This is a genomic window from Vibrio sp. 2130-1, assembly GCF_033339515.1.
In genome coordinates, this window is record NZ_JAWOUT010000002.1 from 396489 (window position 1) to 412534 (window position 16046).

General features: G+C 45.7%; 12 protein-coding genes. 4 read left to right on the forward strand and 8 right to left on the reverse strand.

Annotated features, from left to right (window positions below):
- Nucleotides 1–52 precede the first annotated feature (52 nt).
- From R7Q09_RS04350 to R7Q09_RS04360, 3 genes are read left to right on the forward strand one after another with little or no spacing between them, the layout of a single operon-like run.
- Nucleotides 53–1174 carry an ABC transporter ATP-binding protein gene (locus R7Q09_RS04350; RefSeq protein WP_149191859.1) on the forward strand — a complete coding sequence of 374 codons (1122 nt, stop codon included), beginning with the start codon at nucleotides 53–55 and terminating at the stop codon, nucleotides 1172–1174.
- On the forward strand, nucleotides 1171–2451 hold the full coding sequence (locus R7Q09_RS04355; protein WP_047100695.1) for an ABC transporter permease: 1281 nt from the start codon (nucleotides 1171–1173) through the stop codon (nucleotides 2449–2451). The genes R7Q09_RS04350 and R7Q09_RS04355 overlap by 4 nt, the downstream gene beginning before the upstream one ends.
- A 2-nt stretch (nucleotides 2452–2453) precedes the next feature.
- Nucleotides 2454–3302 (forward strand): ABC transporter permease, encoded by an 849-nt coding sequence (locus tag R7Q09_RS04360; protein ID WP_138939941.1) that lies wholly within the window; start codon nucleotides 2454–2456, stop codon nucleotides 3300–3302.
- 120 nt (nucleotides 3303–3422) lie between these two features.
- On the opposite strand, the gene R7Q09_RS04365 is transcribed toward R7Q09_RS04360, so the two are convergent.
- Entirely contained in the window at nucleotides 3423–3857 is a 435-nt protein-coding gene (locus R7Q09_RS04365; protein ID WP_149191858.1) for a hypothetical protein, read from the reverse strand.
- A gap of 302 nt (nucleotides 3858–4159) precedes the next feature.
- Here R7Q09_RS04365 and R7Q09_RS04370 point away from each other — a divergent pair, with 302 nt between their 5' ends.
- Complete coding sequence (locus R7Q09_RS04370; RefSeq protein ID WP_318070536.1) at nucleotides 4160–6604, forward strand: collagenase; 2445 nt, start codon at nucleotides 4160–4162, stop codon at nucleotides 6602–6604.
- 160 nt (nucleotides 6605–6764) lie between these two features.
- On the opposite strand, the gene R7Q09_RS04375 is transcribed toward R7Q09_RS04370, so the two are convergent.
- The 7 genes from R7Q09_RS04375 to R7Q09_RS04405 form a co-directional block, all read right to left on the reverse strand.
- A complete protein-coding gene (locus R7Q09_RS04375) occupies nucleotides 6765–8561 on the reverse strand; it encodes an aminopeptidase P family protein (protein ID WP_262689237.1) in 1797 nt (598 codons plus the stop codon).
- Nucleotides 8561–9553 (reverse strand): oligopeptide/dipeptide ABC transporter ATP-binding protein, encoded by a 993-nt coding sequence (locus R7Q09_RS04380; protein WP_318070537.1) that lies wholly within the window; start codon nucleotides 9551–9553, stop codon nucleotides 8561–8563. Before R7Q09_RS04380 ends, R7Q09_RS04375 begins: the two co-directional genes overlap by 1 nt.
- 9 nt (nucleotides 9554–9562) lie before the next feature.
- Nucleotides 9563–10546 (reverse strand): oligopeptide/dipeptide ABC transporter ATP-binding protein, encoded by a 984-nt coding sequence (locus R7Q09_RS04385; RefSeq protein WP_318070538.1) that lies wholly within the window; start codon nucleotides 10544–10546, stop codon nucleotides 9563–9565.
- Nucleotides 10547–10556: 10 nt separating this feature from the next.
- Entirely contained in the window at nucleotides 10557–11489 is a 933-nt protein-coding gene (locus R7Q09_RS04390; protein ID WP_005377839.1) for an ABC transporter permease subunit, read from the reverse strand.
- Nucleotides 11490–11498: 9 nt separating this feature from the next.
- Nucleotides 11499–12419 (reverse strand): oligopeptide ABC transporter permease OppB, encoded by a 921-nt coding sequence (gene oppB, locus R7Q09_RS04395; protein WP_318070539.1) that lies wholly within the window; start codon nucleotides 12417–12419, stop codon nucleotides 11499–11501.
- Nucleotides 12420–12563: 144 nt separating this feature from the next.
- The gene (locus R7Q09_RS04400) at nucleotides 12564–14174 is read right to left on the reverse strand and encodes a peptide ABC transporter substrate-binding protein (protein ID WP_017633966.1); all 1611 of its coding nucleotides are present in this window, start codon (nucleotides 14172–14174) and stop codon (nucleotides 12564–12566) included.
- 264 nt (nucleotides 14175–14438) lie between these two features.
- The gene (locus tag R7Q09_RS04405) at nucleotides 14439–15545 is read right to left on the reverse strand and encodes a M20/M25/M40 family metallo-hydrolase (protein WP_047100686.1); all 1107 of its coding nucleotides are present in this window, start codon (nucleotides 15543–15545) and stop codon (nucleotides 14439–14441) included.
- Nucleotides 15546–16046 lie beyond the last annotated feature (501 nt).

Here is a 16046-nt window from a genome sequence, read left to right on the forward strand (position 1 = left end):
TAACTGACGCTCTACTCATTCGTAATATTCAAAAAATGAGAAGAGGGAAGTCATGAGCACGGAAAACAAGGACTATGTCAGCTTTCAACACGTTAAGAAAACCTACGATGGCACGAGTTTGGTGGTGAAAGACTTCAACTTAGATATTGCTCCTGGAGAGTTCGTTACTATGTTGGGACCGTCAGGATCGGGCAAGACCACTTGCTTGATGATGCTAGCAGGCTTTGAAACTGCGACCGGTGGAGACATTTATATCGATGGCGTTCCTGTCAATCATCTCGCGCCGCACAAGCGCGATATTGGTATGGTGTTTCAAAACTATGCGTTGTTTCCACATATGACCATTGCTGAGAATCTTGCGTTTCCTTTAAAGGTGCGAAAACTCGACAGTGACACGATTCAAAGCAAAGTTCAGAGTGTATTAGAAATGGTCGAGCTTGAGCATGTTGCGACTCGATACCCGAAGCAGTTATCAGGTGGTCAACAACAGCGTGTTGCGTTAGCGCGAGCATTAGTGTTTGAGCCTAAACTCGTGTTGATGGATGAACCACTAGGCGCGTTAGATAAGCAGCTGCGTGAGCAAATGCAGATGGAAATTAAACATTTGCATGAAAAGCTTGGCATTACCATTTTGTATGTGACGCACGATCAAGACGAAGCTCTCACTATGTCCGACCGTATTGCGGTTTTTAATCACGGCGAAGTGCAACAACTCGCGACACCAACCGAGCTTTATGAATCTCCGAGTAATACGTTTGTTGCGCAGTTTATCGGAGAAAACAACCAACTCTCAGGTTTAGTCAAAGAGTGGGACGGAAAGTATTGCCAAGTGCTCGTTGGGAAAGAGTTATTTACTGCGAAACCTGTCAGAGTCTCTGAGCAAGGGCAGAGAACAACACTTTCCATTCGACCAGAAAAGATTGTTATTCAACCAGAGAAAGCGTCTTGTGAGAACCAAGTCTCGGGCGTCCTACGAGAATTGATTTATCACGGTGATCATTATCGTCTGGTCGTCGAAGTAGAGAGCGTTGGTCACTTCATCGTTAAAGTACCTAACGATAATCGTAAACACTTGCAGTTAACGCCTGGCTCAATTTGTCGTATTGGTTGGCAAAGTGACGATTGCCATGCTCTTGATGGGACACAAACTCAAAGTAGCGAGGTAGCAGCATGAGTCGAGAGCTAACCGCATTAGATTCTGTATTGGAAATCGAACGCCAAGTTCATGAGCAAGAAACCAATTTGAAAGCGCAGTTGCAAAAGGCCGAGCGCCGAAAAAAGCTTCGCTCCATTATGCTCACAACGCCATTGGTGTGTTTTATTCTGCTTACGTTTGCTTTTCCTATCCTCGACATGCTTTATCGAAGCGTGGATAACCGAGAAATATCCCTGTCACTACCACAAACTATTCAAGCCTTAGAAAGTTGGGATTATCAAGGTCAGCCTCATCAAGAAGTCATTGAGGCATTCTCTGTTGAAGTACTTGCGCTTTATCAAAGCAAAGAGCTGCCGAAAATAGCCAACCGGATGAATATTGAAGAGTCTGGTATGCGCAGTTTACTCATGAAAACCGGCAGAAAGTTGTCTCGTTTGACGTCGCTGCCGAGCTCGGTGACACAGTTGGCTAAGCTGGATAAGCGATGGACTAATCCTAAATATTGGGCGGCGTTTAAGAATCTTAGTGGCGCATTAACATTCAGTCACTATCTTGCAGCGCTAGACTTGCAAGTGAATGAGTTTGGAGACATTGAACCCCAACCAGAAAAACGCCAAATATACGTCGACCTTTTCTTTAAAACTTTTTGGATGTCTATTTCAATCACCTTAATTTGTTTGGTGATGGCGTACCCCGTTGCTTACCTGCTTGCCAATTTACCTGATAAGCGCGCGAACTTACTTTTAATCATTGTGCTGCTGCCATTTTGGACATCATTATTAGTCAGAACCACGTCTTGGATTGTTCTGCTGCAAAACCAAGGGGTCATTAATGATCTCCTTATTTGGTCGGGTTTTACTTCTGAGCGAATTCAGATGATTCACAATACCTTCGGAACGGTGGTGTCTATGGTGCACATTCTGTTGCCTTTTATGATCCTGCCTCTGTATAGCGTAATGAAAGGAATTAGCCCAACTTATTTCCGTGCCGCTCGTTCTCTAGGCGCGACGCCTTTCATTGCGTTCATCAAAGTTTATATGCCGCTTACTTTACCGGGGATAGGTGCGGGGGCTTTGCTTACTTTCATTCTTTCTATTGGTTTCTACATTACGCCCGCTTTGGTTGGTGGAAGAAGCGGACAGATGATCTCCAATATGATTGCCTATCATATGCAGACATCACTGAACTGGGGGATGGCTGGCGCATTGGGTGGACTGCTTTTGTTCGTTGTACTGGTTCTGTTTTATATGTTCAACCGTGTGGTTGGCATTAACAACCTTAAGGTAGGGGGATAACCATGGCATTACCAAAATATGCATCAAAAGTAGAGCGAGTTGCTTACGCAGGTTACTTAGCTTTTTGTGGGGTGGTGCTGTTCTTTTTAATCGCTCCAATTCTGACCATCATCCCGTTATCGTTTAATGCAACGCCTTACTTTACTTTTACCGAGGGGATGTTAAACCTTGACTCGGCAGCGTATTCTACTCGCTGGTATCAAGAAATGTTTACTAGTGATCAGTGGCTGTTGGCGCTGAAAAACAGCACGTTTATTGCTTTTATGGCGACACTCGTTGCAACAGGGCTAGGAACTCTGGCGGCGTTGGGTTTAGCAAGTAGTAACTTGCCTTTTCGCAATACGATTATGGCGCTGTTGATCTCACCCATGATCGTACCAGTCATTATCTCTGCTGCTGCGATGTACTTTTTCTACACACGCCTTGGCTTATCACAAACTTATTTAGGCGTCATTTTGGCACATGCTGCGTTAGGTACGCCTTTTGTCGTCATTACCGTTACTGCGACGTTAAGCGGCTTTGACCATAGCTTGGTAAAAGCGGCGGCTAGCTTAGGAGCAAACCCTGTTTATACTTTCAGACACATTACCTTTCCGCTGATTCGTCCGGGGATGATATCTGGCGGCTTGTTTGCTTTTGGCACCTCGTTCGACGAGGTTGTGGTGGCGTTATTCCTGACTGGGGCAGAACAAAAAACCGTTCCGAGGCAGATGTGGTCAGGAATTCGAGAGCAAATTAGTCCGACCATATTGGCGGTCGCTACGTTGCTGATTTTTATGTCGGTGTGTTTGCTCGTGACATTAGAAGTTTTACGTAGACGTAATGTACGCATTCGAGGCATTCAAGAATAACCAGACTTTTTCTTTGTTGGTCACTTTGCACTTTTGTTTAGGGGCACCTCAATTTTTGATCAAATGCGCCTCATTGTAGGCGCTTTTCTTTTGTGTTTGTCGTCAGCGATGACTGACATATCACTCTTGTAGCTTAATGCCAGCTTGCTCGAAACGTGCCAAAGGCGACTTGTTTGATTGCTGATACCAACTAGCTGGCATGTTTGATTTAAGTCGCGCTTTTTCTTCCTTGCTAATCACAACATAATGCAAAAACGTATCAAGTGTGGTTCCCATCACGTCAAATGTCATTTCCCCATCTTTGCTGATGGCTTTCAATAACCCAACCACGGCTTCCTCAGGGACTAACGGTTCAACCACCGCCTTTTTTCGCTCTTTTATTGATGTTGAAGCGGGCAGTCTTGCACGTGCCGTCTCCCAGCAAACTTTGTTGGTTTTACTGACAAGGTTGTGCTTGTAGCAGTAGTAACTGAATAAAAAGCGTGGCAGGTTTTGCCAGCGTTCGGCTTGGACTTCTAACCAAAGGTGTTGTAGCTCAATATCAGCGTCGGTCATAGGAGTTGTTTAGCAAAAAGAAAAGACACCATTTTATAGCTTTTGTGAGGAGCAATAAAAGATATTTGAATGGAAAGATAAACAACTAGTTGATCAATATTACTAAAGCAAATCGATTTCTGGCAAGCTCGTGCAACTGCAACTCGAGTACCAAAAACTGATACCGCCACATCTATTTGTTAACAAAATGTTTCTTCTTGTCTTGCGAGTAGGTTATATGGAGATGCTCTTGCAGTAATAAGGGCAGTGGCGATGCAAAAGACGTAATGCATCTAAGGAAAACTCAATATAGAAGAAATTAGATGGAACTGAAGACTTTGAGTGTCGCGATTGCGACAACATTAACCAGCACTGGCGTATTTGCGTTAAGCGAGCCAGTTTCTCAAGTTACAGAGCAACATGCACATTCGGCTCATACACACGGTGTTGAATCCAATCGAGTTGAATACCAACCAACCGCAACTCTCCCTATTCAGCCCTCCAAGGCAACTCGAGTACAGTCACTTGAAAGCCTTGATGAGTCGAGCACTGCTTGTGATTTGGAAGCATTGGTTACCGAAAGCAGTAACCAATTGATCAGCGAAATTTTAAGTCAGGGCGCGACGTGCGTGAACCAGTTATTCTCTGCTGAAAGTCGGGTTCAGGAGTCGGTATTTAGTTCCGATCATATGTACAACATCGCTAAGCACACTACGACCTTGGCGAAGGGTTATATGGGTGGCGGGAGCGATGAACTAGAAACGTTGTTCTTATACTTACGCGCGGGTTATTACGCCGAGTTTTACAATGACAACATCTCATTTATTGAATGGGTTACCCCAGCGGTGAAAGAATCCGTGGATGCGTTTGTTAACAACGCAAATTTCTACGAGAACAGCGACCGTCACGGCAAAGTGCTTAGTGAAGTCATCATCACTATGGATAGTGCGGGCTTGCAGCACGCGTACTTACCGCAAGTGACCCAGTGGCTTACACGTTGGAATGATCAATACGCCCAGCACTGGTATATGCGCAATGCGGTTAATGGTGTTTTCACTATTTTGTTTGGTGGGCAGTGGAACGAGCAATTTGTGCAAGTAATTGGTAACCAAACAGACCTTGCCAAAGCTTTAGGCGATTTTGCTCTGAGGGCGTCATCAATCGGTGCTGAAGATGAGTTTATGGCCGCGAATGCGGGGCGAGAGCTCGGGCGTCTGACCAAGTATACAGGTAACGCGAGTTCTGTTGTGAAGAGTCAGCTGAGTCGAATCTTTGAACAGTATGAAATGTATGGTCGGGGTGACGCGGTTTGGCTTGCGGCGGCGGACACCGCCTCATATTACGCAGATTGTAGTGAGTTCGGAATTTGTAATTTCGAAACTGAGCTAAAAGGCTTGGTGCTATCGCAAACTTATACCTGTAGTCCGACAATTCGAATATTGTCCCAGAATATGACGCAAGAGCAACACGCGGCCGCATGTTCTAAAATGGGTTACGAAGAGGGTTACTTTCATCAGTCTTTAGAAACGGGTGAACAGCCAGTAAAAGATGACCACAACACTCAGCTCCAAGTCAATATCTTCGATTCAAGCACTGATTATGGTAAGTACGCAGGGCCAATTTTCGATATTAGTACTGACAATGGCGGTATGTACTTGGAGGGCGACCCTTCCCAGCCGGGGAATATTCCCAACTTTATTGCTTATGAAGCCTCTTATGCGAACGCGGATCACTTTGTCTGGAACCTAGAGCACGAATACGTGCATTACTTAGATGGTCGATTTGATCTCTATGGAGGGTTTAGTCATCCAACTGAAAAAATAGTGTGGTGGAGTGAAGGCATTGCAGAGTATGTCGCTCAAGAAAATGACAACCAAGCAGCACTTGAGACGATTTTAGACGGCTCGACATATACCTTAAGTGAGATTTTCGAGACTACTTATGATGGGTTTGATGTCGATCGAATTTATCGTTGGGGGTACTTAGCTGTACGTTTTATGTTTGAAAATCATAAAGATGACGTAAACCAAATGCTGGTGGAAACACGCCAAGGGAATTGGAGCAATTACAAGGCAACGATCACCCAATGGGCGAATTTATATCAAAGTGAGTTTGAGCAGTGGCAGCAAGCCCTTGTCTCAAATGGTGCACCTAATGCAGTCATAACCGCAAACAACAAGGGGAAAGTCGGTGAAAGCATTACATTTAGCAGTGAAAACAGTACAGACCCAAACGGGAAGATCGTCAGCGTCTTATGGGACTTCGGTGATGGCTCGACAAGTACACAAACCAAGCCGACGCACCAATATGGGAGTGAAGGGGAGTATTCGGTCAGTCTAAGTGTGACAGACAGTGAAGGCTTGACTGCAACCGCCACTCATAGTGTTGTTATCTCAACGTTGGGCGGTAATGACACATTGCCACAAGACTGCGCGGTGCAAAGTAAAGTAAGCGGTGGGCGCCTAACAGCAGGAGAGCCCGTTTGCTTGGCAAATCAACAAACCATTTGGCTAAGCGTGCCAGCGGTGAATGAGAGCTCAAATCTGGCGATAACGACGGGGAATGGTACGGGCAACCTAAAGCTTGAATACAGTAACTCTGGTTGGCCGGATGATACTAATCGTCACGGGTGGTCAGATAATATTGGTAATGGAGAGTGTATTACGTTGTCAAATCAGAGTAACTACTGGGGCTACGTTAAAGTATCTGGTGACTTTGAGAATGCCGCCATCGTCGTTGATTTTGATACTCAGAAGTGTCGTCAGTAGGGCAGTTTAACTGCATCATTTTAATTTAATGGATCGCCTCGCTAACATCGCGGGGCGTTTTTGTTTTTTACGCCGTTATCTCTATAAAAAAACCAGCCCGAAGGCTGGCAAACAAGGAGTTTGAGATGAAAATGAAAACGTTATAAAACTTGCTGATATCCTATTTCTCAATAAGTTGGGTTGTGCTTTGCAGCCAGTTTTTATCTTGCGCATCAAGAAAAGGGCTAAGTGCTTGATAGACTCGTGAATGGTAATGATTGAGCCAGTCTAGCTCTGCTTGATCTAGCATTGATAAATCAAGGGCGTTGGTCGCAATTGGAGCAAGAGTGATGGTCTCAAAACCGTAAAACGTGCCGAACTCATTTTGTTCTACTTCTACAACTTTAAGAATGTTCTCTATTCTTACCCCGTACTCACCTTCGCGATAAACGCCTGGTTCATTAGTAATGACCATACCCGGTTTTAGCTCAACCTCGTGGTGGCTTTGCGAGAAATTTTGTGGGCCTTCGTGAACATTCAAGCAAATGCCTACGCCGTGTCCAGTGCCGCACTTGTAATCAATACCATGTTGCCATAAGACGCCACGCGCCATGATATCAAGATTGGCACCCGTAGAGCCTTTCATGAATCGAGTCTGAGTCAGTCGGATGACCGCTTTGAGCACCAAGGTATAATCTTTGCGCTGCTTAATGGTCGGTGACCCGAAGTGGAAAGTACGGGTGATGTCTGTTGTCCCGCCAAGGTATTGGCCACCAGAATCGACGAGAAAGAAGTTGCTTTCATTGACTGCGGCATTGCTTTCTTCATCGGCGGCATAATGCATTTTTGCCCCGTGAGCTGCGAAGCCTGCGATAGTGCGGAAACTGTCACTCACATAATGTCGGGTTTGACGGCGATAGTGATTCAGTTGTGCCTCAGCAGACAATTCTGTAACGAGTCCGCTTGGAACTTGCTCTTCGAGCCAGTTCATAAACCTTACGATTGCCACACCATCATCTGTTAATGCCTGTTCTAGGCTAGTTAGCTCGGTCGCATTTTTTATGGCCTTCATTGCCGTTACAGGGCAAGCCATTGGCTTTAGATTCACATTCCGTTCAATCGAACTCACCAATAAGCTGTCTGTGTGGGTCGGGTTAAAAGCGAGCGATAATCCCTCACATTGCTGATTCAAATACTGACTTACGTAGTTGTAATGGCGAATGTGTACACTCTGCTTGGTCAGCGCTCTTTCAACGTCTTGAGGCAGTTTGGCTTTATCAATAAACAGTGTCGCAAGTGATTGCTCTACGACTAGATAGGCTTCAGAAACTGGGCAGTAATTCGTATCACCACCTCGAATATTCATTGTCCACATGACATCATCTAGCGTTGACACTAATAAGCTATCTACTTGGTTCTCGGTTAACCAAGAACGGATTCTCGCTAACTTATTTTCTGTGTCAACGCCAGCAAAAGCGGTGGGGTGCTCGAATACGGGTGCACTTGGGCGAGGTGGTCTTTCAAGCCAAATCGGTGTGAGCAAATCTAGGTCGAGAATGATCTTAATGTTTTTCGCTTCAAAGGCTTGTTTGAGGCCTTGATAAAAAGCGTAACTGATGGCGCGCCCGTCAACCGCGACAATACTGTTTTCTGGGAGCGTGGTAGCCAGCCATTTGGTAATTGTCGGCGTTTCTGGTTGTTTGGCTTTAAACAGTTCAAGTCCTGTGCCGTGTAACTGTTCTTCAGCTTGAATATAGTAACGACCATCAGTCCACAGGCCACCACCTTGTTGGGTAATGACGACATCGCCTGCTGAGCCGGTAAAACCTGAAATCCAGCTTCGCGCTAACCAATGAACCGCTGAGTATTCACTGTTATGTGGGTCATTGTTGGTCACGATATATGCAGACACGTTGTGAAAGGACATTGCCTCACGCAATAACGTAAGGCGTTGGTTTACTGAGTTAGTATTGTTCATTAAATGGTTCCTAAAGTCATATTTGAGCAATAGATATGATGCTGCTCCGAGCCTGTTTTTATTGGGTTCTGTTGCCCGCATACTTCTGTTGCTTCTGGGCATCGAGTACGAAAAACGCAACCGCTCGGTGGATTAAGTGGAGAAGGAAGGTCGCCGGGCAATAGTTGTATTTCACGGTCACGTGCTAATTGCGGATTAGCTATTGGGACAGCAGATAACAGTGCTTTGGTGTAGGGGTGTTGTGCATCATCAAATACTTTATCGTAACGTCCTACTTCCATAGGTTTACCAAGATACATCACCATAACGCGGTCGCTGATATGGCGCACCACGCTTAAGTCATGCGCAATCATCACCAGTGTTAACCCCATTTCTTGTTTAAGATCATCTAGAAGATTGATGACCTGAGCTTGTATGGAGACGTCTAGCGCACTAACGGGTTCATCACACACGACCAAATCTGGATTGAGAATTAATGCTCTGGCAATGCCCACACGCTGGCATTGACCTCCGGAAAATTCATGTGGATAGCGGTTTCGCTGGCTCGCCAAGAGACCCACTTTATCCATCATAGCGATGACACGCTTTTCTACCTCTGCCCGTTTAAGTTGTGGCTCGTGGGTGAGCAGTGGTTCGGCGATGCATTCTGAGATGGTTAATCTCGGATTCAAACAAGCGGATGGGTCTTGAAACACCATCTGAAATTCTCTGCGTCGAGAGGAAAGCTCTTTCTTACTAAACCCGCGCATGTCTTGATCTTTCCAAGTCAACTCGCCATGTGTAGGTTCAATTAAGCGAAGTAAGGCGCGTGCAAGCGTTGATTTTCCGCAGCCTGATTCCCCCACAATGCCAAGTGTTTCACCTCGATAAACATCTAAGTCGATACCATTGACCGCTTTCACGATTTTACGTTGACTTGGAATAAGGTGACGCGAAACAGGAAAGTGGACGTTTAAATCACGAGCAGACATGAGGACTTCTCTTTTATTCATAATGCCTCCTTAAGCTTTTATTTGAATAGGAGTGATAACACTGGGTGCGTTAACGTGACAGGCAATGGACTTGCTCGTGTTTAATGGAGAAAACCGTGGGGTTTCGTATTGGCAACGCGTCTCTCGATGCTCGCACCGCTCTCTAAACGGACACCCTTTATGGTTAATCAACGCACTTGGTGGGTTACCTGGGATGGTTGGTAAACGCGGCATATCTTCAGTGATAGAAGGAATAGCCTTTAGCAGGCCTTGAGTATAGGGGTGCGCAGGTTGAGCGAACAATGTCTCGGTATCTGATTGCTCCATTTTTTGACCACCATACATGACCAATACGCGATCACACATCTCTGCGACGACGCCCATGTCGTGAGTGATCAGTAAAATAGCCGTGTTGAACTCTTGTTGTAAGTCTCGTAATAGCGTCAAAATTTGAGCCTGAACGGTTACATCTAACGCGGTGGTTGGTTCGTCTGCAATTAGCAGCTCGGGCTTACACAACAACGCCATCGCTATCATGATTCGCTGACGCATTCCGCCAGATAGCTCGTGAGGGTATTGATTCATCCGAGTTTCGGGAGAGGGAATACGCACCGCATCCAACATGTGAATCGATTCAACTTTTGCTTGTTTTCGGCTCATTCCTTTATGAATCATGAGAACTTCACAAAGCTGCTTGCCAATTTTCATGAATGGATTAAGTGACGTCATCGGATCTTGAAAGATCATTCCGATTTTCTCTGCACGGATGCGGTTGAGCTGCTTTTTAGACATCGCGAGTAAATCATCACCGTGGAACATTGCCCTTCCAGACACAGCGCCGTTGTCCGCGGTTAACCCCATTAATGCGAAAACAGATTGGCTTTTTCCCGAACCTGATTCCCCAACAATCCCAAGAGTTTCGCCCGCTTTAATCGAGTAGGAGAGATTACTGACCGCTTGCACTTGCCCATCTGGCGTATCGAAGCGCACGTTCATGTTTTCAATAGATAGCATGGGTTTGTCCTTATCGGTCTTTCGGGTCAAGAGCATCACGCAAGCCATCGCCGATGAAGTTAAAACAAAAGAGGGTGGCAACTAAAAACAGAGAGGGAAAAAGCAGCATCCACAATGCAACGTCAATCGTTTTTGCGCCTTCGGAGATTAGGATTCCCCAGCTCGTGTCGGGTGGTTGAACACCAAGCCCTAAGAAGCTTAAAAACGATTCGAACATAATGAATCCTGGTACCATTAAGGAGGAATAAACCATCACGATCCCAAGCACATTAGGCAGAACATGGCGTCGGACAATTGTCAATTTAGAAACCCCAATAGAGTGTGCGGCTTCGATGAACTCTCGCTTTTTTAGACCGAAGGTGACACCACGTACAACACGGGCAATGCCCAGCCAAGATACCATTCCGATCACGATAAAAATCAGGTAGATGTTGTTGCCAAAAAGGGTAACAAACAGGATAACCATAAACATAAATGGCACCGAATCGAGCACCTCAATAATGCGCATCATTACGCTATCGACAACGCCGCCAAGATAGCCGGAAATACTTCCCCAAATCGTACCAATAACAACGGCGACTAAGGCCCCGACAAAACCCACCAAAATAGAGAGCCTGCCGCCTTGCATCGTGCGAGCAAAGACATCTTGCCCGAGATCATCGGTACCAAAGTAATGGCCACTACTCAGTGAAGGTTTCCCTAGTTCGTATGGATCGATGAGCACTTCCCAGTCAATTTCATCATGGCCAAAAGCGGCAAGAGAGGGGCCGAAGGTGATGCATAAGGTAATGAACGCCAAAACATACACTGATGTCATCGCGGCTCTGTTTTTACGAAATCGAGTCCATGCATCCTGCCAAAGACTGCGACCTTCGACGGCTTCAATATTGTCGACGACTTGATCTTGAAGAGCTTGTGTATCCAGTTTTTTGATCGTTAACATGCCGGACTCCTAAACGCGTATACGAGGGTCGATAATCGTATATAGCAAGTCGACCACAAGGTTAAAGAAGATAGTGAGTGAAGCGACAATCAGAGTAATGCCCATTACTAGGCCGTAGTCGCGGTTGAGAGCCCCAGACACAAAGTGTTGTCCCATGCCACCTGTACCAAAGAAAATGTCGATAATCACCGAGCCTGTCACGACAGAAACAAACGCAGGGCCGAGCATCGCAACGACGGGAATCAGGGATGGTCGCAAAGCGTGATGGAATAAAATGTAGGATGTGGACAAACCTTTGGCTTTTGCCGTTCGAATGTATGGTTGGTTGAGCGTTTCAATCATTGCGCCACGCATGACGCGTGCAATACTCGCAATGGAGCCAATCGCCAGGCTGAGCACGGGAAGAACAAGAAAAGCCAGCTTTCCTCCTTCCCAACCACCAGCAGGGAACCAGCCGAGCTGAATAGCGAAGATCATGACTAAAACTGGAGCAAGCACGAAAGCCGGAACCACAACTCCAGTCATCGAAAGTGTCATCAGGCCGTAATCTAGGCGGCTATTTCGGTTCAATGCCGCAATGGTGCCAAGCAACATGCCAAGTGGAACGGAAATACAAAAGGAGAGTACGCCTAATACTGCTGAAACTGGCCATGATTGTGCGACGAGCTGTGTAACACTGAAGTCTTGATAAACGAAGCTCGGACCGAGATCTCCTTGTATGAAATTACCAATGTAAATCCAAAACTGAGTAAGGAAGGGCTGGTCCAAATGGAATTTTGCTTCGATATTCGCACGTACCACCTCTGGCATAGGCCGTTCCATATCAAATGGCCCCCCTGGTGCAATGTGCATCAGCCAAAATGATATGAGTGCGATGAATAGAAGCGTGGGGATAGCGATAGCTAATCGCTTAACAATGTACCAAATCATGATCCATCATCCTTTGGTCATCCGAAATCACTTCGAACGGTTATGAATAAAAAATGGTCTGAGCTCAGGTTGCCTTCTCCACCGAGAGATATGAGGAACGGCAAGTAAACATTGAACTTGCCGACTCAGACCGAAAACATGCTTTTAGTGGGCTTTTACATAGACATTCTTGCGGTAGTACGACGACTCAGGGTTTGTCAGTTCGTAGCCGCCCACGTAAGGCTTGATGAGGTATTGATCGTTACCCGGACGATAAATAGGAATAATGGCCATGTCTTCAATCAGCATGCTTTCTGCTTGTAGATACAGTTCTGATGGGTTGCTCATGGTCTTTGAGCGAGCCATTAACTCGTCGTATTGCGGGTTGTTATAACGAGAATCGTTGTACTCGCCACTAGAAACGAAGATATCCAACCATGTAGAGGCTTCATTGTAGTCAGCCGTCCAGCCGCCGCGAGTAATGTCGGTCGGCTCTTTAAGTGCGTAGAACACTTTCGGTTCTAGCTGTTTTATCGTGACTTGCGCACCCAATCGGCTTTTCCACATGCCTGCCATGGTGGTTGCCATTTTTACGTCCATCGAGAAAGTTGGTACGGTAAACGTCAACTTAAGCGGATTGCTTTTATCGTATCCAGCTTCTGACAGTAATTGCTGCGCTTTTTCGATACGTTTATGACGGTTCCAAGTTGCGAACTCAGGAGTGTGAGATTTAAAACCATCTGTTTGAGGTGGCACAAGGGTATACATTGGAACCCCACCGTTTCTCAAGATAGCACTCGTTAACAGTTGACGGTCAATGGCATATGAGAGGGCTTTACGGACCCGCACGTCTTTTGTTGGTCCTTGTTGAGTGTTGAGGTAATAGAATGTGGAGCCAAGAGACGCACTGGTGCTTGCCACTTCTTGTGGGCGTTGTTGAATTAACTTTTTCTTCTGAGCGGCAGGAATGGAAACCGCTTGGTCTATCTCACCGGCTAGGTAGCGGTTTAGCACTACGTTTGCATCACCAATTGGTAGCCAGGTGACTTTTTCCAGCACTACATTGCTTGCGTCCCAGTAATGTGGGTTTTTAACCATCACCAGTTTTTCGTTAACTTTCCATTCAGAGACAGTAAACGCACCATTTGTAACGATATGCTCAGGCTGGGTCCAACGGTTGCCATGTTTTTCAACGGTCGCTTTGTGAACGGGGGCAAGCACTGGATGACTTAATAGTTTCGTAAAGAAGGGAATAGGCTCTTCGAGTGTTACCTGGAATGTTTTTTCATCCAGCGCCTTCACGCCCAAGGACTCGGGTTCGGCTTCGCCCTTCATAATCGCTTGCGAGTTTTCGATATTTGGAATGGCCGCAAACCAAGCGTAGGGTGAAGCAGTGCTTGGATTCAGTAAGCGTTGCCAGCTGTAGACAAAATCTTGTGCAGTGACCGTTTCGCCATTTGACCATTTTGCATCACGTAAGTGGAAGGTATAAACCGTATTGTTGTCATTGACTGACCAAGACTCAGCAACACCAGGAATGGTTTTACCTTGCTTATCTTGAATGACCAGACCTTCAAACAGGTCTCGACCGAGATTAAAAGCGGGCTCTGCAGCTTGCTTGGCTGGGTCAATAGAAGTAACTTCAGCCCCATTGTTTAGCGTAATTTCTTGTGTCTCATCGAGGGTCACACCCGAGGGATACGGCACGGCATAGCTTGATGTTGCCAGTATTGGACTCATCATCGACGCTAATAAAAGCAACTTAGGTAATTTCATCCTTGTCTCACTCTTTTCATCCTGAAAGATGCCAGAAATGTATATTGTATAAATTGTCTACACAATCGAGTTTTAACATTACTGTAACAGGGTGTCAGGTGTTGAGCTGTCTAGTCTCAAAAAGTGAGCTAGGGGAATTTCTTTGAAGATCTGATATCAAGTTGGCATGACGGGAAGTAATTTTGCTTCGATACAAATTAAAATCCCCTTCAAGCACAGGCTAGAAGGGGAAGATAGTCAGTCTGCTCTTCAAAAGGCATGACGTTAACTGACTAGGAAATGTTTCACGAACTCAGTGATTTTGACCATATCACTTACCGCGATAAACTCTTCTGTCGTGTGTACTTTTGCCATGCCAGTTGAAAGGTTGACCGTTGTGAGACCTTTCTTGTTAAAGTTGTTGGCATCGCTACCGCCGCCAGTGCCTTTTGTGAAGGCGTCAATTCCTAACTCTGAAAACGCTGCTTTTATAGCGTTTACGTGTGGGTGGTTTTCTTCAATAACAAAAGCGTCGTAGGCTCGGCTAGATTCAATGTCGACTTCTGCACCGTGTTTTTCACAGACAGACTCTAATGTTGAGATCATATGATTGACCTGAGCATCTAGTTTATCGCCATTCAGGGAGCGTGCTTCTGCCACGATTTTTAATTCAGGCATAACAATGTTTGTGGCCTGACCGCCGTTAACCATACCGATGTTGGCTGTCGTTTCTTCGTCGATGCGAAGCAGCTTCATTTGGTTGATGGCATCTGCCGCCACCATGATCGCACTGATGCCTTCTTCTGGCGCAAGCCCTGCGTGTGCTGGTCGACCTTTGATTTTTGCCATGATCTTTTGCTGGCCTGGGGCTGCGGTCACAATGGTGCCAATAGGGCCACCCGTATCTAACACGATTGCTTCCGTTGAAGTGACGTGTGACATATCGAAGTATTGTGAACCGAATAAACCGCCTTCTTCATACACGGTGAAAGCAAGTTCTAACGTTTTGTGCTCACGGTTTTCCGCTTGAATACAACGAACGGCTTCCATGATGGCAGCAATACCAGATTTATCATCGCCACCGAGAATCGTATGGCCTTTTGAACGGATAATGCCGTCTTCGATGAGTGGCTCAATGCCAATACCTGGAGTGACCGTATCCATATGACAGCTCATTAGGATAGAGCCGTCTTTTTTGCCGTCTAAACGGGCGTACACGTTAAAACCGTTAGAAATGTGCTCAGGCACTGGAAGCTTGTGCACGGTAAAGCCTAGCTCGCCTAGCTGTTCTGCCAGTGTTTCTGCAATTTGTTTTTCGTTTTTTGATTCGCTGTCGATACGTACTAGTTGGCAAAAGTGTTCAACTAAGCGTTCTTGATTAATGTGCGTCATTAGATGTCTCTTTTTCTGATCGAGCGTGAAGCCTTGTGGCTCGGCTCGAAAGGGAACAGAGCACCACTTATGGCATAGTTACTTTTGAATAAAACTGAGGTGAATCAATAAAGGGGTATCCATGACACGATTCTGACCGATGAGCCTTTCGAACTGTATGAAGCGTCACGAAACATTACTTTTGATGTTTTGCAGGAGCAAATGAATAAATCGGATAGAGATAGGGGGCAATAGATTTTCCATCCCCTTTTACTTTTTGAGTTACGTTGCCAAGATAAAATGCCAAAGTAACAACTTGTTTACATTTTATGTGATGGCGTAAAGCCGAAAATATCAATCTAATATATTGAAAGTAGGCAGTTTATTTAATGTTTACAAAAGTGGATTCGACGCGCATTCTTCGTGTAACATATATTTTACAATTGTGCGTAAAAATCGCCAAGATAAAGATTTCTCCCCACGTATTCCAATTTCTCAATACCTGCGCCAAGTTAGAAAAAT